The sequence below is a fragment of the Ancylobacter terrae genome, assembly GCF_045108345.1.
In the GTDB taxonomy this organism is placed as follows: domain Bacteria; phylum Pseudomonadota; class Alphaproteobacteria; order Rhizobiales; family Xanthobacteraceae; genus Ancylobacter.
Window position 1 is genome coordinate 201,468 of the sequence record NZ_JBJGXH010000003.1, and the last position, 16,461, is coordinate 217,928.

Consider the following 16,461-nt stretch of genomic DNA (forward strand, 5'->3'; position numbering starts at 1 on the left):
GAGTTTCTGTGCCATGGGATGAGCTTTCTTCTGGCGCCCCTCGGGACGCGGACATGGAAAAGGAAAGCCCCCGCCCGGCGGCAGCCGAACGAGGGCGTGAGGGTCGGATGAGAAGGGACCGAGGCGGCTCGCAAGCCGTCGCGGGTGGTGATCAGCGGGCAGGTTTGGGCGCGTAGTCCGGCAGGTCCCGCGCCATGGCCCCGAACAGGGTCGTGACGGGCAGCGTGTTCTGCCAGATGAGCGGCCGGAGGATGGCCTTCACCTCCTGCTTGCTCAGGCTCCGGCCGTAGCGGAACGGCGCCACGATGGCGTTGACGGCATTCGGCAAGTCATCCACGAGGCCCGTGGTGGGGTTCCCGAAGATGCTCGCCGACTGCCCGGTGGACCGGCTGGTGAAGACCGGGTCCTGACCCGTCATCCGCGCGGCGGTGTCGACCAGCATGGGGGTCAATGCCGACATGCCGGTGCGCTGGAACGCGCCCTTGGCGATGCCGGCGAAGGACAGGCGGTCCTCCACCTGCTTCTCGGTCAGGTTCGGGATGTTCGCCCCGGTCTGCGCCACATGGCTGAGCGCGCCCGTCACCAGCGTCGCGAGGAACACCGAGAGGCTCTCCCGGTCCCACATATGGGTGTTGTGGAGAAGCTGCTTCGAGTGCGCCCCGAGCGAGAAGGTGCGGAACTGGAGGATGATCTGCGCCACCGGGTGCGACATCCACGGTGCGAACAGGCCGGGGGAATTCTCCTGAACCAGCCGGCGCGCCCGGCGTGACACCGCCTGCTCGAAGTGAGCGAGGGCCTGAAGGTCCTCCCACTTGTCGAGGTTCAGCCGCTCCAGCTTGAAGGAGGAGCCGTCCGCCAAGCTTCGGTGCTGGCGCATCTGCCCGAACACCCGCTCTGCCATCTCGTCGGTGAGGCCGAGCGAACGGAGCCGTTCCACGGACAGCTTCATCTCCCCCGAGGCGGCGCGGGAGAACCAGTGCAGGATGGCCGTGGTGGACCAGCGGTGCAGCGCCGTGTTGACCGCGTGGAGACCGGAGACCTCAAGCGTCACCTGCTTGGCGAGCCTCAGGCCCCGCTCGGCGTTCATCAGCCAGGGTTTGGTGGCCGCCTGCATGCCCCATTCGTCCTCGCCGGTCAGGCGCCAGTTGCCCGCCTGCCGGAGCCGCTCGGCGCCGAAGCCCCATACCGCTTCCATCTCGGCGAGGAGGTCGTGGGAGAGCGTGCCGGTGCGGGCATCGCGGGCGAGGACCCGGAGCGAGGGCATGGCGGTAAGCGCCGCCTTCATCCCCGAGGAGGCGAAGATGTTGCCGATTTCCGCCACCTGAGCGAACCCCGCCTGACCCATGACGCGGACGAAGCCATAGTCGCGGGCGAGCCTGCCGGCGGTCGCAAGGTTCGTGTTCGGGTCGTGGAGAGGGGTGCCCACCGTGCTCTTGTAGAGATAGTCGAGCACACGAATGTCGCCCTCCAGAGCCGCCCGGTCCTGCCCGACTTCCGCCGCGACGGCCCGGACCTTCTGGAGATGGGTGTCCCATTCCCCGTCATGGGTGATTCCGTCGATCAGGAGATGACGTTCCCCGTCCACCTCCTTGCCCACGCGCATGCGGGCCATCGCCACCCGCCCGGACATCTGCCGCCCATACGCCGCAGTGAGCTTCTGCACGTCCCGCTCAAGGAACAGGTCCGCGAAGGTGGTCACCGTGCCGTCCGGCATCTCAAGGCGAAGGTTCTCGTCCAAGAGGACGCGGTGCTTCGCGCGGGAGACGGACGCCGTGTCGTTCGGCCGGGTGAGGCGTGCCATGACGTTCTCCACCTCCTCCGGGTCGACGCCGGGAAGGTCGCTGAGGAGACCGCGAAGGCCCTCAAGGTCATCCCCGAACATCGCCCCTTGCGTGCGGATATTGGCCCCGTAGGCGAGTTCCCGGAGCTTCTTCACATAGCCCCGGCCAATCTTCGTGGCATAGGCCGGCTCAAGGTCCGGGTTCAGCCGGCGCATCGCTGCGGCGACTGCCTCGCCCAAGGCGGCGGGGCCATGCTTGGCGTAGGCTTCCGTCACCTTGTCATAGGAGAAGATGCGCGGAAGGTAGCTCTTGGCGGGCGGCGCGCCGGGACCGAACCCCGCCACCGGGCGAAGCTGACCGGACAGGCCGATAGCCGCGCCGGGGTCGCTGAGCATGGCGTGAAAGTCGTCGAAGAAGGTCCGCGTGGCAGCGGCGGCCTTCATCACGTGGGCATCGAAGCTGTCCAACGGGTCCACCGTGGAGGCCGCTCGGGAGACCAGTTCATTGAACTCCCCGCGTGCCCGCTCGCGCTCGAAGACACCGAGCCCGCGTTCCTTCGCCCATGCCTTCAGGGCCGCCTCATGGGTCGCCGATAGCCGGGCATCCATCCGCCGCGCGATATCCGCCTGTTCCTCCATGGCGGAATAGACGGTGGCCTTGCTGCGGTCGACGCTGCCCACCGCGTCCTCGCCGAGAGCGTTGCCGGTCATGCGGGTGAGCGGGTTGTCGGACTTCTTGGTTGCCCCGGTGGCATCGAACCGGGCTCTCCCGAGCGCGGCGGTAGGGGAGTTCTCATCGTCTGCAAGGCGCACATAATCGTCCGCATCGAGACGGATGGACTGGTGCTCGATGCCCTGAGCGGCGCCTGCCGAGCGGTTCGCCTTCCGCACGGCCACCGGGTCGCCATAGGCAAGCTCGATGTCCTCCACCTCCTTCGCGGCGAGAGTCCGCAGGCGCTGCGTCTCCGGGGCCATGTGAGGCATCTTCGACAGCGCCCCGAACGCGCCCCCTAAGAACGCTCCACCGGCCCCCGCATACAGCACGGCATCCCACTCCGGGTTCGGCTTCAGCGCCTCCTCGCCGGCCGCAAGGCCGGCATTGATGCCCGCGCCAGCGGCGGCAGAGAGCGCCACGCGGGAGAGCTTCCCGAGCTTGGTGCCCCACATCACGGCGTTGCCGACGCCACCGGAGGCCAGCCCGACACCGAGGCCGATCGGGTCCCCTACGCTCGCCGCGAGGGACGCGAGGGTGCCCGTGATGCCGGCCTCGGCGAGGGTCCGCTGGCGGTCCATCTGGTCGAGAAGCTGGCGCCGCAGGGCGTTCGCCTGAGCCTCGGAACGGACCTCCTCGAAGGCGGCCCAACGGTCCTGCGGAATGCCCTTGGTGAGGGCCTTGAGGCGCTCTTGGTCCAGCCGGTAGTCCGGGTCATCCGGGAGGAGCCAGTCCTGCCCGACCAGCCACCCGGTGAAGGAGTGCTCGCGGGCGGCAGCGCCGATGACCGAGCCAATACCTGGGCCATCCGAGTTGGCCGCTGCGGTGTCCGCAACTTGCTGCTCGGGGACCGTGACGGGCCGTGTGGGGGCGCGGTCGCTGGACGCGATGTGCTCGGCAGGGGTCAGGGTGCCGCCGAGGAGAGCCACCGCCTTCTCGGCATGCGGCCCCATCTGCTGCTCCACCTTGTCCCGCACGGTCCCCGGAGCGCCGCCGTTCTGCGCATCCGAGGCGGTGTAGCGGCCCACGCGGCCGGCATTGATGGCCGAGTACACGTCGAGGAGGCCCATGCCCGGCTGGACGCCAGCGTCCTTCAGGTAGCGCTCGACGGCCCCAAGCTGGTCCGTGACGGACATCCCCTCGGTGACGCCGTACTTCTGGCGCTGCGGCTCGCCCCACTGGATGAGACCGCGATGCTCGCCCCACTGCGTGGTCGGGCCTTTCTTCCACGGGTCGAAGGTGCCTGCGGTCTCGTAGGAGATGGCCGTGGCGAGGTGCTTGGGGTCGATGCCAAGGCGCTCGGAAGACGCGCGGATGGCGTGGGCGAGTTCATTGCTCATGGGTGTGACGGTTCCGGTAGGGCCGCGCTGAGGCAGGCCGCAGGGCATAGAAAAGCCCCCGTCCAGAGGGCCGGAGGGGGCCAAGAACGGGGGCGCGAACAGTGCGGATAGATTCGAAGTTCTGCTGGCTTAGGAGGCTTCTACGGGAGCATCCGACTGCCTACTTCAGAAGGTCTGATCCGAAACCAAATCGGGGTGCTCACATAGAGCATGAAGCATGTGGTCGAGCGGCTCAGCGAAACGTGCCTTGACGTATTCTGTCTCGGTAACGTCATCGCCCAGCATGGTGTGAATGGTGTAGTTGCCGCGCTCGCGCACGCCGTCCCAGAATGTGGAGAGCGCGTCGGCCTCAGAGCAACGAAGCACTCGCCCGCGAAGGGACTCGACGCGCTCACGAAGGGAGGTCAACTCCGCAACAAGTGTGTCGATTTCGGTCGTGATGATGGACAAGAGGTGCATGAGGATCGTCCTTAGAGGCGCGAAGCGCGATGTCGATAATAACGAAAGTGGGGGGTTTGCTACCCTATTGAGAATGCGGGAAATTTTCATGTTTAGTGCATTCACGACAAATGCAATCAAAGATCGCACGCGCGTCGCTGCGCAGGAGCGGGTCCGCTCGAGGAAATAGATTCACGGCGGGCGTGGCGAGCGTGTGGAATAGCGATAGTGAGGGGTTTGCCTTAGGCGCCCGGACTGTGGACAGCGGGCCGGCGGCGGAACGAGGCGGACAAGCTCCGAAAACCGCAACGAACAGCCATGGCCAGAGCCAGTAGCGGGAGCCCCAAAAGACACCACAGCGCGAAAACCATGGGGGGCGCGCGCTTGCGACGAGGCAGTTGCAGAACCGACATGTCAGCGAGCAGATTGTAGCGGCCTACCCACAGACTGAATGTGCCGGTAGCAGTCCACTCGGCAAGGCAGAAGTCCCGCCAAGAGGTCCAAGGCTTCCAATCGCGGCGCTCAAGGACTGCCCGACCGATAAGGGGCAGACTTGCCGAGACTCCATCGAGGGGATGACGGCGCACGTCATGGGTGAGCGAGGGCTGGGGCAGCGATGACGACATGAGTACCTCGAAGCTCTATGGCGGCCGCTCTAATGGCCGCGAGACAGGCTTAGGGTGCTTCCTCGACCTCGCGCAACCCTTTGACTTAAATGAAGTATATCCCGATTTCGGGGGTCAGGGCACAAGCCGGGCACAAGCTGCTCGCGAAGGACTGGAACGACTCGCTTGGGGCGGGATTTTTTGCGGGATTTTTATTCAGGGGCCGCCTTCACTGCGACAGTCTGCCACGCCTCTTCAGTTCGTACCGTCCCCGTCGGTGTCTTCCGACCGGCATCGGCCAGCCGCCCTCAGACGCGCGAGAACCTTCTCCCCCGCCCGCGTCAGATAGATGGCATTTGCACGACCGTCCGGGTGGACGATGGCGGCCACGAGGTTCAGCCCCGGCCCGGTGTGGTCGCCCTTTCCGAGGCGCTGGAGTTGGCGGAAATAGTGTCGCTTGGGCGCGTTCACGAGGCGCCCTAGCTCGGATGAGGAGCTACCGGGCCAGCGCTCCACGGCGAGGAGCATGATGGCCATGGGCAGGGGCATTTCCTCGAAGGCGTCACGGATTTCGATGAGCGACCGAAACAAGTCATCGGTGGCAATCTTCGTCATGCCGGGCGGCCCTCCCCTACGTGGTTAGGGTGATTCCTCCGGGAGTCGGCGTCAACCGGGGACACCGTGCCCTCCCCCACGGTCGCCCAGTCGGCGCCCTGAAGGACATAGCCGCCGGTCTTCCTGATGGTCGGCAGGACTTCCTTGGTCACCCAGTCTTGAAACACGCGCGCCTGCGGCTTGTCGCTCCGCATGATGAGCTTGTAGAGGCCGCTCTCGGAGATGACCGCGAGGCCGTGCCCCTTGAAAGAGGTCGAACCACTCTCACGAATGACGCGCTTCTCGTCTTCTGCGAGGTAAGCGAGGTTCGAGCCCGCCTGCTTGATGTTGAGGACGCGGCGGCAGTCTGCCGCGACGAACCACGGGTTCCCCTCAAGGGGCACCACGCGGATGCGGTAGGTGGTCGTGGCGTCCCCGTTACCGGCCGATTGGCTTATCAGCCGGCGGCTGAAAAAGGTCTTCGGTGCCAAGATCAGGGTTCGGAACGGGTGCGGCTGAAGAGTTTCCGCCACCCGGCCACGCCTTCGCAATTCGCTCTCGGGATACGCCATTGAAATCTAAGAATACGCCCAAGATTGACTTCGCTTGAGTTCCGAGTGCGTCAAATGAAGGAAGCTCTGCTGAGGCAGACGCCATTTCTAGCTCGCGCGCAGCGCTGAAAAGACCATCAGTCCCAGCGAAGCGCGCTACGTAATCGCCAATGACTTCTGCAGGAATGCGCTCAGCGGCCTCGGTAAAGCCGTGCTCAATCTGCCGTGCGACGGCAGGGCCATTATCAGCGAATTGTCGCGCAAGCCCAATCGCCGCACGTACGGTTGATAGCGCAACACCGGCTTCTGCCTGGCCGAAGCGAACGCCATCAGTGATTGCCCTACGGCGCTCGTCTGCAGAACGGAATGCCTGATCAGCGAGGACATAATCGAGGCTAACGGCAGCAAAGGCCGACGTCTCATACAGCGCACGTATCGCAACCTGGGCCGGCACTGAAGCGGGTTGGGCTTGCGCCGCTTGGACGGCGAAGAACGAGGCAGCTGATAGATTGTGGTTAGCACTTTGGAAGCCGAAGCCAGATATCAACGCCCCTCTCGCTCGTACAAGCGTTGCGCGCCATTCGTTGGTTCGCCGCGTTGTATCGACAGCTCTGACAGCGGTATCCTTATCCTCAAGCCGCATACGTCGTGCTTCGGTGCGTTTCTCGTACGACGCAATCTTAGCTACCGCTTCACCGTCAAGGAGTATGACACCGAGTGCCTTGGCCAACCGCTTCGCTCCGGGGCGCTTGTCCGTCGTGGCGACAATGCAGCCATCCACCCCAAGCGCACTTTGCAGCCCTTTGGCCCAGATAATCCGCTCCGCGGCCTTGGGCGTTCTCTTGTTCTTCGCATCGAGTATCAGGCGCCGCCTCGATGTCGCGGCCGGCCGCTCATACATCCACAGGTCAACGTCAGTAACATCCTCGTCGTCGAGCCGATATGGCACCCCCCGAGCTACGAAATACCCCGCATTCCAAAAATAGGCGCGAAGTGCCTCCTCCAGATCAAGCCCTTTGGCTCCCGGCTTGCTCGCGGCCATCAGAAGTCTCCCGTCGTACGCAGAACGCTAAGAACATCCTGCGTGAGCTTTCTACTCGCTTCGGCCTGCTTTGCGCGAAACTTTGATCTAGTCGCCTCGGGGCCGGAGAAGCCCGTCATGCTGCCGGGGAGGCACCGGTCTACTGCGTTAGACGACGACGTCTCCCCCGTGCTGAGGACGTTTAGAGCCATCGTCCCGATGTCGCGCTTGAGTAAGACCATCGTGTACCCGTAAGGCCGGGCCGGCGTCACCCGAATAACGCCCTTCATCTCAAGCACACGGTAGTCCTCGCCGATGGCGGTTGCGGGACCAACCGAGACGCCTCTGATGAGCTTGTTGAGCAACGCCTTGATCATGCCTATTTTGCCTCGCCCCACGCTACTTTGTGTCATACCGTACGTGAGGGCGGCGACCAGAGCCTTTGCAAGGTCGAAGGAGTCGTCAACAAATGGGTCATTGAACTTGTGAAAGGCCGACGGACGGGTAACGAAGGCGTGCTCGCCCAAGGGGTTTGCAACCTCGTTGACGTCATACATGCCTGCAGCACGCAGCTTGTCGAACAACTCTTTTCCGAGAATGCGTTCAACTTGGGCAACGCTGATGCAGGCATCGCGGTCCAGCGTACCATCTAGCTCCACAATCTTGCTGGTATCGGACACTGAGAGCGAACTAAGCACCTTTTGTGTTTTGACGAGAGAGTCCCGGCGAAAAAGATTGCCGTTGAACAATACACGGTCAGCGCCACGCCCCTCGGCGTCGACAAACCCGATGCGCTCGGACTTCAGCAGAAGATCATCCGCATTCGACGAAGATATTTTGAAGCTATCCGATACGAACTCCTTCGCTCGGGAGTAAGTGGCGGGTGCGGTAGACGTTAATTCTGCTAGCGCTATCGAAGCCTTCTCTTCCTTGGTAGGCTCCTGATCGTCAAAGACATCGGCTGCGTGCTGCGCCGTAACTGCACTCGTCAGGCCGAGAACCGCGACGTCGCCGCTCGTGGATGTGTCAATAACTCTCCGATCGGCCAATATCTTCAGCAAGCCAGGTAGTTCGAGCTTAGGGTTCAGACCGGCCGCCTTACCGAGCGCCTCTACTTTGGCTTTCTCAAGGGTCGCCTCGTCGCTTGCAGCCAGATGTGATAGCAAAGATGCCGCCTTTGCTGCGGTATCCAGAGCAGGAAACTCGGCCGAAGCATTCGTGACCGAAGCCGTCTTCTGACCGTGATGGACGACCCACGCACCCTTAGTGCGTTGGCCGATTGAGGTGTAATCCACGGGCATCGGACATAACCCTGTGTGAGCGCAATCTTGAGTTACGCAAGGCTATGCACGCAGCCAATGTCAATCCGAAAATACCTCCACCCCCCATATCAGCCGCGAGTATTTTTGCCACGTAGCTTTCAAGGAGTCTTCGACCGGTCAAGAGTGCAGGGGCGCTGTGGACAATGGGGATAGGTTAGAGGGTGATGGGTGTATTTATGGGTGTATTTGGTGGGTGTAGCATCAAAATTATCTCATTGATTTCAACAAGATACCGCGCATGGCTGGGGCGGGAGGATTCGAACCTCCGCATGGGGGAATCAAAATCCCCTGCCTTACCGCTTGGCGACGCCCCAATGGCCGCGAGACCGGCGCGGGCGCGGACCATAGCCATAGCCGCGTCCCGCTTCAACCCGCCTCGGGGGTGCGCGGGAGCGGCCGGAGGGCGTGACCGGTCAGTGCAGTGAGGTGAAAAGTCGGACCAGTCCGACCAGTCCGATCAGTCCGACCAGTCCGACCGATCCGTGCGGTCAGTCCCGCCGGTGCACGCATTCCCCCGCCACATAGGTGGCGCGCACGGCCCGGTCGTCGCCGAGCGTCATCAGCATGAACAGCAGTTCCTCGATGCCGGCGCAGTAGCCGCGGCGGAATTCCATCAGCGGCGTCGCCTGCGGGTCGAGCACGACGATGTCCGCCTCATAGCCCGGCTCCAGCTTTCCAAGGCGATCGTCGAGATAGAGCGCATGCGCCCCGCCGAGCGTGGCGAGGTAGAAGGCCTGTACCGCATCGAGCCTCTGCCCGGTGAGGGCGGCGACCTTGTAGGCCTCGTTGAGGCTCTGGAGTTGCGACAGGCTGGTGCCGCCGCCGACATCGGTACCGAGCCCGACCCGCACCGGCCGGCGCGGATCGACCGCATCGAACAGCCTGAAAAGGCCGCTGCCGAGGAACAGGTTCGAGGTCGGGCAATGCGCCAGCGCCGCGCCGCGCTGGTGGCAGGTGCAGAAATCGCCCTCGTGCAGGTGCACAGCATGGCCGAACACCGCGCGCGGGCCGACCAGGCCGGCATGGTCGTAGACGTCGAGATAGCCGGAGCGCTCGGGGAACAGCTCGCGCACCCAGGCGACCTCGCCGGGATTCTCGCACAGATGGGTCTGGAGGTAGAGCCCCTCATGCTCGCCGAGCAGCGCGCCGGCCGCGTCGAGCTGGGCCGCGGTGGAGGTCGGGGCGAAGCGCGGGGTGACGCAGTAGAGCTGGCGCCCGCGCCGGTGCCAGCGCGCGATCAGCGCCGTGCTCTCGTCATAGCCGCGCTGGGCCGTGTCGAGCAGCGCGGCGGGGGCGTTGCGGTCCATCAGCACCTTGCCGGCGATCATGCGCGTGCCGAGCCGCTCGGATTGCGCGAAGAACGCCTCCACCGACTGCGGGTGCACGGTGCAGTAGACCACGGCCGTGGTGGTGCCGGCGCGCAGCAATTCGCGCAGGAACAGCGCCGCGACCTTCTCGGCATGGGCCATGTCGGCGAATTGCTGCTCGGCAACGAAGGTGTATTTCGTCAGCCACTCCAGCAGCTGCTCGCCATAGGCGCCGATCATCTGCAGCTGCGGGTAATGCACATGGGTGTCGATGAAGCCGGGGCAGATCAGCCCGTCGGGGTAATGGTCGGGCGCGACCCCCTCGGGCAGCAGGTGCCGCAGCTCGGCATAGGGCCCGGCGGCGGCGATGACGCCGTCCTCGACCAGCACCAGCGCATCGGCGTGGTGGACGAGGCAGTCCCGCGAGGGCTGCTCGAACGGATTGCCGCGCAGCGAGATCGCCGGGCCGCGCAGCGCCGTGACCCGGCGGGCGCCCGGCCCAGCCGGCTTCCTTGTCCCGGCCATCACGCCTCCTCCCGTTGCGCCGGCGATGCGGCCCGTTCCATCACCGCCCGCCAGATCCGATCCGGCTTGAACGGTGTCGCGGTAAACCGCATGCCGGTGGCGTCGCGGATGGCGTTGGCGAGCGCCGCCGCGACCGGATTATAGGGGCTCTCGCTCATCGACTTGGCGCCGAGCGGGCCGAGCGTGTCGGCGGTGTCGGCGAAGAACACCTCGGTCAGCGGCGTGTCGGCGAAGGTGGGGATGTGGTAGCCGCGAAAGGTGAGGCTGGTAAAGGCGCCCTCCCCGTCCAGCAGCATCTCCTCGTGCAGCGCGGCGCCGAGCGCCTGGGCGACGCCGCCCTCGACCTGGCCGCGGCACTGCATCGGGTTGATCACCGTGCCGGCGTCGGCGGCGTGGATGGAGCGCAGGATGCGCAGCTCGCCGGAGGTGGGATGCACCGCGACGCGGAAGCCCTGCACGTTGAAGGCGACCGAGCGCGGGCTGCCGTCGGCGCGCCCGCTGGCCTCGAGGGGGCCTGCGGCGGCGAGGTCGGTAAGCGCGAGGCGCCGCGCCCCGGCGATGACGGCGTCACCGTCGAGCCGGCAGGCCTCGGGCGCGACCCCGAGGCGGACGGCGGCGGCGGTGCGGATCGTCGCGGCCAGCGCCTCGCCCGCGCGCTGGGTGGCGAGCCCGGCCACCACCGTGCCGGTCGAGCCATAGGCGCCGGTGTCGAAGCCGCCCTGGCCGGTGTCGGACTGGCGGATGCGGATGCGCTCGGGCCGGGTGCCGAGCACGGTGGCGGCGATCTGGGCATGGACGGTGGTGGTGCCGTTGCCGAACTCGGCGGTGCCGACGACGAGTTCGTAGCCGCCATCCGTGGCGAGCCGCAGCACCACCTCGGCGACATGGCCACGCGGGGGGATGGTGTCGATCATGGCGCAGGCGACGCCGTTGCCGGTGAGCCAGCCGGGCGGGCCCTGTTCGGTCGCCGCGTTCAGCTCCCGCTCGACATGGTCGAGGCACTGGTCGAGGCCGTAGCTGCCATAGTCGACATCGTGCGGCGCATGCGCTTCCCAGGACAGCATGGGGTCGCCGGGGCGCACCATGTTGAGCCGGCGGAAGGCGAACGGGTCGAGGCCCAGCCTGCGGGCGAGCTCGTCCATCGCCGATTCGACGGCGAAGATGGTCTGGCTGAGGCCATAGCCGCGAAAGGCGCCGCTCGGCGGGGTGTTGGTGTAGACGGCGCGGCCCTCGACCCGCTTGTTCGGGCAGTTGTAGAGCGCGACCGACTCCCCCGAGCCATGGAACAGCACGCCGCCGGCATGATTGCCATAGGCGCCGGTGTCGGAGAGCATGCGCATCTCCAGGGCGGTGAGGCGCCCGTCGCGGGTGGCGCCGAGCTTTACGGTGATTTGCATCGGGTGGCGGGTGGTCGAGGCGGCGAACTGCTCGGAGCGGGTGAATTCCAGCTTCACCGGGCGCCCGGTCTTCAGCACGCCCAAGGCCACGATGTCCTCGGTGAGCATCTCCTGCTTGCCGCCGAAGCCGCCGCCCACCCGCGGCGCGAACACCCGCACCTTTTCGCGCGGCAGGTCGTAGAGGCTGGCGAGCGCATCGCGGGTGAGGAAGGGCGTCTGCGTCGAGGAGCGCAGGGTGAGCACGCCCGCGCCGTCGATCCAGCCGATGCAGCCATGCGTCTCGAGATGGGCGTGCTGGACGCGCTGCGACAGGAAGGTCGCCTCGACCACGGCGTCGGCCTGCGCGAACCCTTGCGCGAGGCTGCCGATCTCGCCCTCGAACTGCGCCGCGATGTTGCGGGCCGGGTCGGCGATGCGCGATTCCGGCCCCTTGTCGTGGACGCGCGGCGCGCCGGGCGCCATCGCCGCCTGCGGATCGAGCACGGCCGGCCGTAGTTCGTAATCGACCGCGATGAGGTCGCGCGCGGCTTCCGCGATCGCCTCGCTCTCGGCGATGACGGCGGCGACGCGCTGGCCGGCGAAGCGGACGATACTGTCCAGCACCCGCGTGTCGTCGGCGTCGTCGGCCGGGTGGTGGTGCCGGGCGGAGGAGAAATGGCGCGCCGGCGCGTCCGCGTGCGTCAGCACCGCGACGACGCCGCGCAGGGCGAGGGCCTTCGCGGCGTCGATGGAGCGGATGCGGGCGCTGGCATGCGGCGCGCGCAGGAGCTTCATGTGGAGGAGGCCGGCGAGCTCGCCCTCGGGCGCGACATCCATGGTGTAGCGGGCACGGCCGGTCACCACCGCCGGCCCGGCCGGGGCCGGGGCGTTGCGCCCGCACGCGCCGCCGGCCTCGGCATGCCTCGCGCCGGCGATCGAATCGGCGATGGCGCGGTAGCCGGTGCAGCGGCAGAGGTTGCCCTTGAGCGCGTCGGGCAGGTCGGCGCGCTGCGCCTGGTTGAGGCTGGCGGCGGTCATCACCATGCCGGCGGTGCAGAAGCCGCACTGGAAGCCCTGCGCGTCGAGGAAGGCCTGCTGCACCGGGTGCAGGCGCTCGCCGTTCCCCAGCCCCTCGATGGTGGTCACGCTGCGGCCCTCCGTGCGGAAGGCGGGGTAGAGGCAGGCATGCACCGGCTGGCCGTCGACATGGACGGTGCAGGCGCCGCAATCGCCGGCATCGCACCCCTTCTTGACGCCGAACCAGCCGAGCTCGCGCAGGAAGCTGCGCAGGCACTGGCCGGGGCGCGGGCGGGCTTCGTGGTCGACGCCGTTGACGCGCACGCTCATGCCGACCCGCCTTCCGCAAGCTCGTCGCGGATCTCGGCCGCGAAGGCGTAGGTCATGTGGGCGCGCCAATCGGGCCGGCCGTGGATGTCGTCGTAATAGAGCGCCGCGGGAATGGCGGCGTCGAGCGCCGCGGCGAGCGCGGAAGGTGTGGGCAGGCTCGGGAAGCGCAGCTGCACCGGGCGCCGCGTCGCGGCGGTGACGGTCAGCGCGAAGGCACCGGCCTCGTCGCGCGTGCCGATCAGCAGCACGCCGGAGCGCCCCAGCGGCGAGAGCGAGGCGCGGCGGAAGGCGGTGCGCCGCATCAGCGCCGCGCGCGGCAGCTCGATCGCCCGCAGCACCTCGCCGGGCGCCAGCGCGTTGTCGAGCGGCCCGCGCACGAAGTCGATCACCGGCAGCCGCCGCTCGCCCCCGTCCGGCGTCCAGATCAGGCAGACGCCGTCCAGCGCGACGGCGAGCGATATCATCGGCCCGGCCGGCAGGCCCATGCACAGATTGCCGCCGACGGTGGCCATGTTCCAGATTTTGAACGAGGCCAGGAAGGCGCGGCAGCATTGGGGGATCAGGCCCGCCGCGCGCCAGTCCGGCGGCGCCTCGAACGCGTCGAGGGCCGCGATGGTGCAGGTGGCGGCGATGGTGAGGCCGGCCTCGCTGGCCGCCAGCGGCTCCCAGCCGAGGCCGGAGAGGTCGACCAGCCGGCGCAGATGCCGCTGCGGCTCGGAATAGAGCCAGGTGCCGCCGGCGAGGAAGGCATCGCCCTCACTGAAGCCGGCGAGTTCGGCGCGCGCGACCGGCCGCACCACCGCCTCGATCGTGTTCAGGTCCATCTCCGCTCCCCGGCGCCCCCGCGCCCGTCAGCGCATGAGGCAATCGCCGTGCCGGACGGCCGCCTGGCCGGCCGGACATGGCGAATCGGGAGCCTACAGATGTTTTGCGCGCCGGAGGACTGCCGATTGGGCGCCACCCGCCCGCGCCTGCCGCCGTGGGCCCGAGCTGCTCGCCGGCGTGTGCCACCAACCCTCGCTGATCTATTTCAATGCCGTCGCCGAACACTTGTTGGTACACGAGGCGGCGCGGCGGCTGAACGCCGCGTGCTCGGCGATGACGCGGCAGGTAGTGCAGCTGGAGCGCGCGCTCGGCATCGCTTACGCTATCGCGACGAGAGCGGGGCCGGTGAGGGCGCGAGCAAGATTGACGGTGACGCTACTAAAATCTCACTCAAAACCCAAAAAGGGTAAAGTGTCTCCGCGCCTCTATTCCCCGAAGAGACTGAGATGAGTCTTGAAAGTAAGATCGACAGGGCCGGACAGAGCGAGCGGAGAGCAAAAGCCAAGGCTCTCGCCCGGTCATTGGCCGATCATGCTGCGGGGTCTGGCTGGCGCGCTGCGAGAGGAGAGTTATTTCGGATCTACAATGAGTGGTTCATTGAGGTAGTAACGACTGTATCTCTAACCGACTATCGTACATTTTTTGCGTTGTATCTCAAGCCAATGGCAATTGATCCCATATTCTGGGAAATATGCCTTCTGAATGAGAATAATGGGCTTCCGTTGTCGTTTCGCGCCCAAGGCGCATGGGTCTGCAGACCTCCACGATTCACAATGTATGAGGCCAACGACGCTTCAGATGTCGAGAGTCTCGCGGCGACCACTTTGAACTGGTCGACCCAGCAACTGGCGACGATCGATAACCTTACGATGCAAGAATATTTTGAGTTCTTGCGCGCAGCCCCGCGTGGCCATCCCGGGGCCTTTCTGGCCACGGAGGTCACAAGCCTTGCACTCATGAAGCGGAATTCCGAGGCCCTGGCGATGTGTGAGGCGGCGCGAAGGCGCGGCGATGAAGGGGGCTTTATATTTCCTGATGCCCATGGCAAACGGACGACGTTTGTCGAGCGCGCAGTGGAATTTCTGCAGAAGCGCATAGCCGATAAATAAAATCGCTCGAACAACTAAGGCGGGCTGGTGCCGGGCTGTATTCCGCCTCGGCGGTGTTGCACGAGCACGCCAAGCCCATTTCGACACGATCGAACCGCTAGGCGCACTGTGAAACGCATCAATCCGCCACGATCTTCACCTGCTCGCCATAGCTGAGCTTGGCCGATTTCTCGATGCCGTTGAGGATCAGGAAGCGCTCCAGCGGCCGGTCGGTGAGCGCCATCTTGGCGGCGAGCTTGTCGACCGTGTCGGTGATGCCGACGGTGACGACGCGGATGCGCAGGGGGCGCACCTTCTCGGCTTCCTCGATCGACACGCGGCGGAAGGTCTCGGCGGCGGCGCGGAAGCCGCGGTCGACCTCCGGGGTCAGTTCGCGCGCGGCGAAGATCAGCCGGTAGACATCCGAACCGAAGCGGATGGCGAACATGCGGAACGACCACTGCTCGCCGCGGGCCACCGCCGTCGCGGCAGGGAAGCCGTTCAGCACGAGGCTTTCCACCGAGGCGATCTCGACGCCGTCGATCCAGCCGGAGGAGAGATATTGCGACAGGCTCTGGTCGGCGGAGACGCGCACCGCATCGAGCCGGAGCGCCTCGCTGCCGGTGGCGGTGGCGCCCAGCACCGCCTGCGAGGTGTTCTCCAGCGTGAAGCCTTCCGGCGCGGTGAAGGTGAAGCCGAGTTTGGGGTGGAAGAAGCGCCGGCCGCGCACGAAGCCTTCCTTCGGATCGTCGCCATAGACCATGCCGTCGATGGCGGACAGATACTGGGCGCGGTCGCGCTCGCCGGGCTTGTCGGCCGAGGCGTATTCGCGGGCGTTGGCGATGGCGATGGAGATGCGCTCGGGCGTCGCCGGGTGGCTCGCCATGAAATCCGCCGAATCCGCCGTCGTGCTCTGCCCGATCGAGGAGGAGCGCAGCGCCGCCTGCCGGCCCATGGCGGCGAGGAAGCGCGAGGCGCCATAGGGGTCGAAGCCGGCGCGAGCGCTGATGCCGACGCCGATGGCGTCCGCCTCCAGCTCCTGTGCCCGCGAGAAGCTCGCCAGCGAGATGCGGCTCTTGGCCAGCGCCAGCGCCCCGAGGTCGCTGTCGTTGACGACATCGGAGATGACGCGGCTGACCAGCACCGCCTGCTTCATCTGGTCCTCGCGGATCGCCGCGTGGTTGGCGATGACATGCGCCATCTCGTGCGACAGCACGGAGGCGAGCTCGGAGGTGTCGCTGGCGAGCGCCAGCAGGCCGCGGGTGACGTAGAGCGAGCCGCTCGGCAGGGCGAAGGCGTTGATCGCCGGCGAGTTCAGGATGGTGACGCGGTATTTGAGGTCCGGCCGCTCGGAGGCGGCGACGAGGCGCACCACCACGTCCTGGATCAGGCCCTGGAGCTTGGGATCGGTGTAGGTGCCGCCATAGCTGGCGACGAGGCGCTCATGTTCCTTGCGCTGGGCCGGGGTGAGAGGCTCCTCCATCGCGGAGGGCGCGGCCGAGGCGCGGGTATCGCCGGACTGGATGTCGAGACTGGCGCAGCCGGCGAGCAACAGGGCGACCGCCGCCAGCGCGCCGAGCCTGCCCGCCCGCCACCGCACCGGTTCCGCCTCGCCATGCGCCGCCCCGAT

Annotated in this window: 12 protein-coding genes and 1 tRNA gene; 2 read left to right on the plus strand and 11 right to left on the minus strand. The window is 66.5% G+C overall.

The genetic code is table 11. The features are described from left to right. Positions 1-151 precede the first annotated feature (151 nt). The 10 genes from ACEUEL_RS17475 to ACEUEL_RS17520 all read right to left on the minus strand — a co-directional run bounded on the left by ACEUEL_RS17475 (position 152) and on the right by ACEUEL_RS17520 (position 13,742). Positions 152-3,832 (minus strand): hypothetical protein, encoded by a 3,681-nt coding sequence (locus tag ACEUEL_RS17475; protein WP_405707906.1) that lies wholly within the window; start codon positions 3,830-3,832, stop codon positions 152-154. A 165-nt stretch (positions 3,833-3,997) separates the two neighbouring features. After that, complete coding sequence (locus ACEUEL_RS17480) at positions 3,998-4,291, minus strand: hypothetical protein (protein ID WP_405707907.1); 294 nt, start codon at positions 4,289-4,291, stop codon at positions 3,998-4,000. Positions 4,292-5,130: 839 nt separating this feature from the next. After that, complete coding sequence (locus ACEUEL_RS17485) at positions 5,131-5,490, minus strand: hypothetical protein (protein ID WP_405707909.1); 360 nt, start codon at positions 5,488-5,490, stop codon at positions 5,131-5,133. Beyond that, a complete protein-coding gene (locus tag ACEUEL_RS17490) occupies positions 5,487-5,960 on the minus strand; it encodes a BRO-N domain-containing protein (RefSeq protein ID WP_405707910.1) in 474 nt (157 codons plus the stop codon). The genes ACEUEL_RS17485 and ACEUEL_RS17490 overlap by 4 nt, the downstream gene beginning before the upstream one ends. Then, positions 5,908-7,062 (minus strand): hypothetical protein, encoded by a 1,155-nt coding sequence (locus ACEUEL_RS17495; protein ID WP_405707911.1) that lies wholly within the window; start codon positions 7,060-7,062, stop codon positions 5,908-5,910. Before ACEUEL_RS17495 ends, ACEUEL_RS17490 begins: the two co-directional genes overlap by 53 nt. After that, positions 7,062-8,342 carry a hypothetical protein gene (locus tag ACEUEL_RS17500; RefSeq protein WP_405707913.1) on the minus strand — a complete coding sequence of 427 codons (1,281 nt, stop codon included), beginning with the start codon at positions 8,340-8,342 and terminating at the stop codon, positions 7,062-7,064. The genes ACEUEL_RS17495 and ACEUEL_RS17500 overlap by 1 nt, the downstream gene beginning before the upstream one ends. Positions 8,343-8,602: 260 nt before the next feature. Beyond that, a tRNA-Gln gene (locus tag ACEUEL_RS17505) sits at positions 8,603-8,677 on the minus strand. 174 nt (positions 8,678-8,851) lie between these two features. After that, the gene (gene guaD / locus ACEUEL_RS17510; RefSeq protein ID WP_405707915.1) at positions 8,852-10,195 is read right to left on the minus strand and encodes a guanine deaminase; all 1,344 of its coding nucleotides are present in this window, start codon (positions 10,193-10,195) and stop codon (positions 8,852-8,854) included. After that, complete coding sequence (locus ACEUEL_RS17515; RefSeq protein WP_405707916.1) at positions 10,195-12,918, minus strand: molybdopterin-dependent oxidoreductase; 2,724 nt, start codon at positions 12,916-12,918, stop codon at positions 10,195-10,197. Before ACEUEL_RS17515 ends, guaD begins: the two co-directional genes overlap by 1 nt. After that, on the minus strand, positions 12,915-13,742 hold the full coding sequence (locus ACEUEL_RS17520) for an FAD binding domain-containing protein (protein ID WP_405707918.1): 828 nt from the start codon (positions 13,740-13,742) through the stop codon (positions 12,915-12,917). The genes ACEUEL_RS17515 and ACEUEL_RS17520 overlap by 4 nt, the downstream gene beginning before the upstream one ends. A gap of 34 nt (positions 13,743-13,776) precedes the next feature. Here ACEUEL_RS17520 and ACEUEL_RS17525 point away from each other — a divergent pair, with 34 nt between their 5' ends. Then, positions 13,777-14,193, plus strand: coding sequence for a helix-turn-helix domain-containing protein (locus tag ACEUEL_RS17525; protein ID WP_405707920.1), 417 nt, complete (start codon positions 13,777-13,779; stop codon positions 14,191-14,193). Then, positions 14,190-14,852: a hypothetical protein gene (locus ACEUEL_RS17530; RefSeq protein ID WP_405707922.1), complete on the plus strand. Its 663-nt coding sequence runs from the start codon at positions 14,190-14,192 to the stop codon at positions 14,850-14,852. The genes ACEUEL_RS17525 and ACEUEL_RS17530 overlap by 4 nt, the downstream gene beginning before the upstream one ends. A gap of 118 nt (positions 14,853-14,970) precedes the next feature. Here the strand turns inward: ACEUEL_RS17530 and ACEUEL_RS17535 are convergent, their stop codons facing one another. Continuing rightward, positions 14,971-16,461, minus strand: a complete 1,491-nt coding sequence (locus ACEUEL_RS17535) for a M48 family metalloprotease (protein WP_405708443.1) — start codon at positions 16,459-16,461, stop codon at positions 14,971-14,973.

What these genes read in the sequence shown, in the direction of transcription:
- ACEUEL_RS17475 (WP_405707906.1), bottom strand. Translation starts at nt 3,832, where the DNA reads ATGAGCAATGAACTCGCCCACGCCATCCGCGCGTCTTCCGAGCGCCTT.
- ACEUEL_RS17515 (WP_405707916.1), bottom strand. Translation starts at nt 12,918, where the DNA reads ATGAGCGTGCGCGTCAACGGCGTCGACCACGAAGCCCGCCCGCGCCCC.
- ACEUEL_RS17495 (WP_405707911.1), bottom strand. Translation starts at nt 7,062, where the DNA reads ATGGCCGCGAGCAAGCCGGGAGCCAAAGGGCTTGATCTGGAGGAGGCA.
- ACEUEL_RS17520 (WP_405707918.1), bottom strand. Translation starts at nt 13,742, where the DNA reads ATGGACCTGAACACGATCGAGGCGGTGGTGCGGCCGGTCGCGCGCGCC.
- guaD (WP_405707915.1), bottom strand. Translation starts at nt 10,195, where the DNA reads ATGGCCGGGACAAGGAAGCCGGCTGGGCCGGGCGCCCGCCGGGTCACG.
- ACEUEL_RS17530 (WP_405707922.1), top strand. Translation starts at nt 14,190, where the DNA reads ATGAGTCTTGAAAGTAAGATCGACAGGGCCGGACAGAGCGAGCGGAGA.
- ACEUEL_RS17525 (WP_405707920.1), top strand. Translation starts at nt 13,777, where the DNA reads ATGAGGCAATCGCCGTGCCGGACGGCCGCCTGGCCGGCCGGACATGGC.
- ACEUEL_RS17500 (WP_405707913.1), bottom strand. Translation starts at nt 8,342, where the DNA reads ATGCCCGTGGATTACACCTCAATCGGCCAACGCACTAAGGGTGCGTGG.
- ACEUEL_RS17480 (WP_405707907.1), bottom strand. Translation starts at nt 4,291, where the DNA reads ATGCACCTCTTGTCCATCATCACGACCGAAATCGACACACTTGTTGCG.
- ACEUEL_RS17485 (WP_405707909.1), bottom strand. Translation starts at nt 5,490, where the DNA reads ATGACGAAGATTGCCACCGATGACTTGTTTCGGTCGCTCATCGAAATC.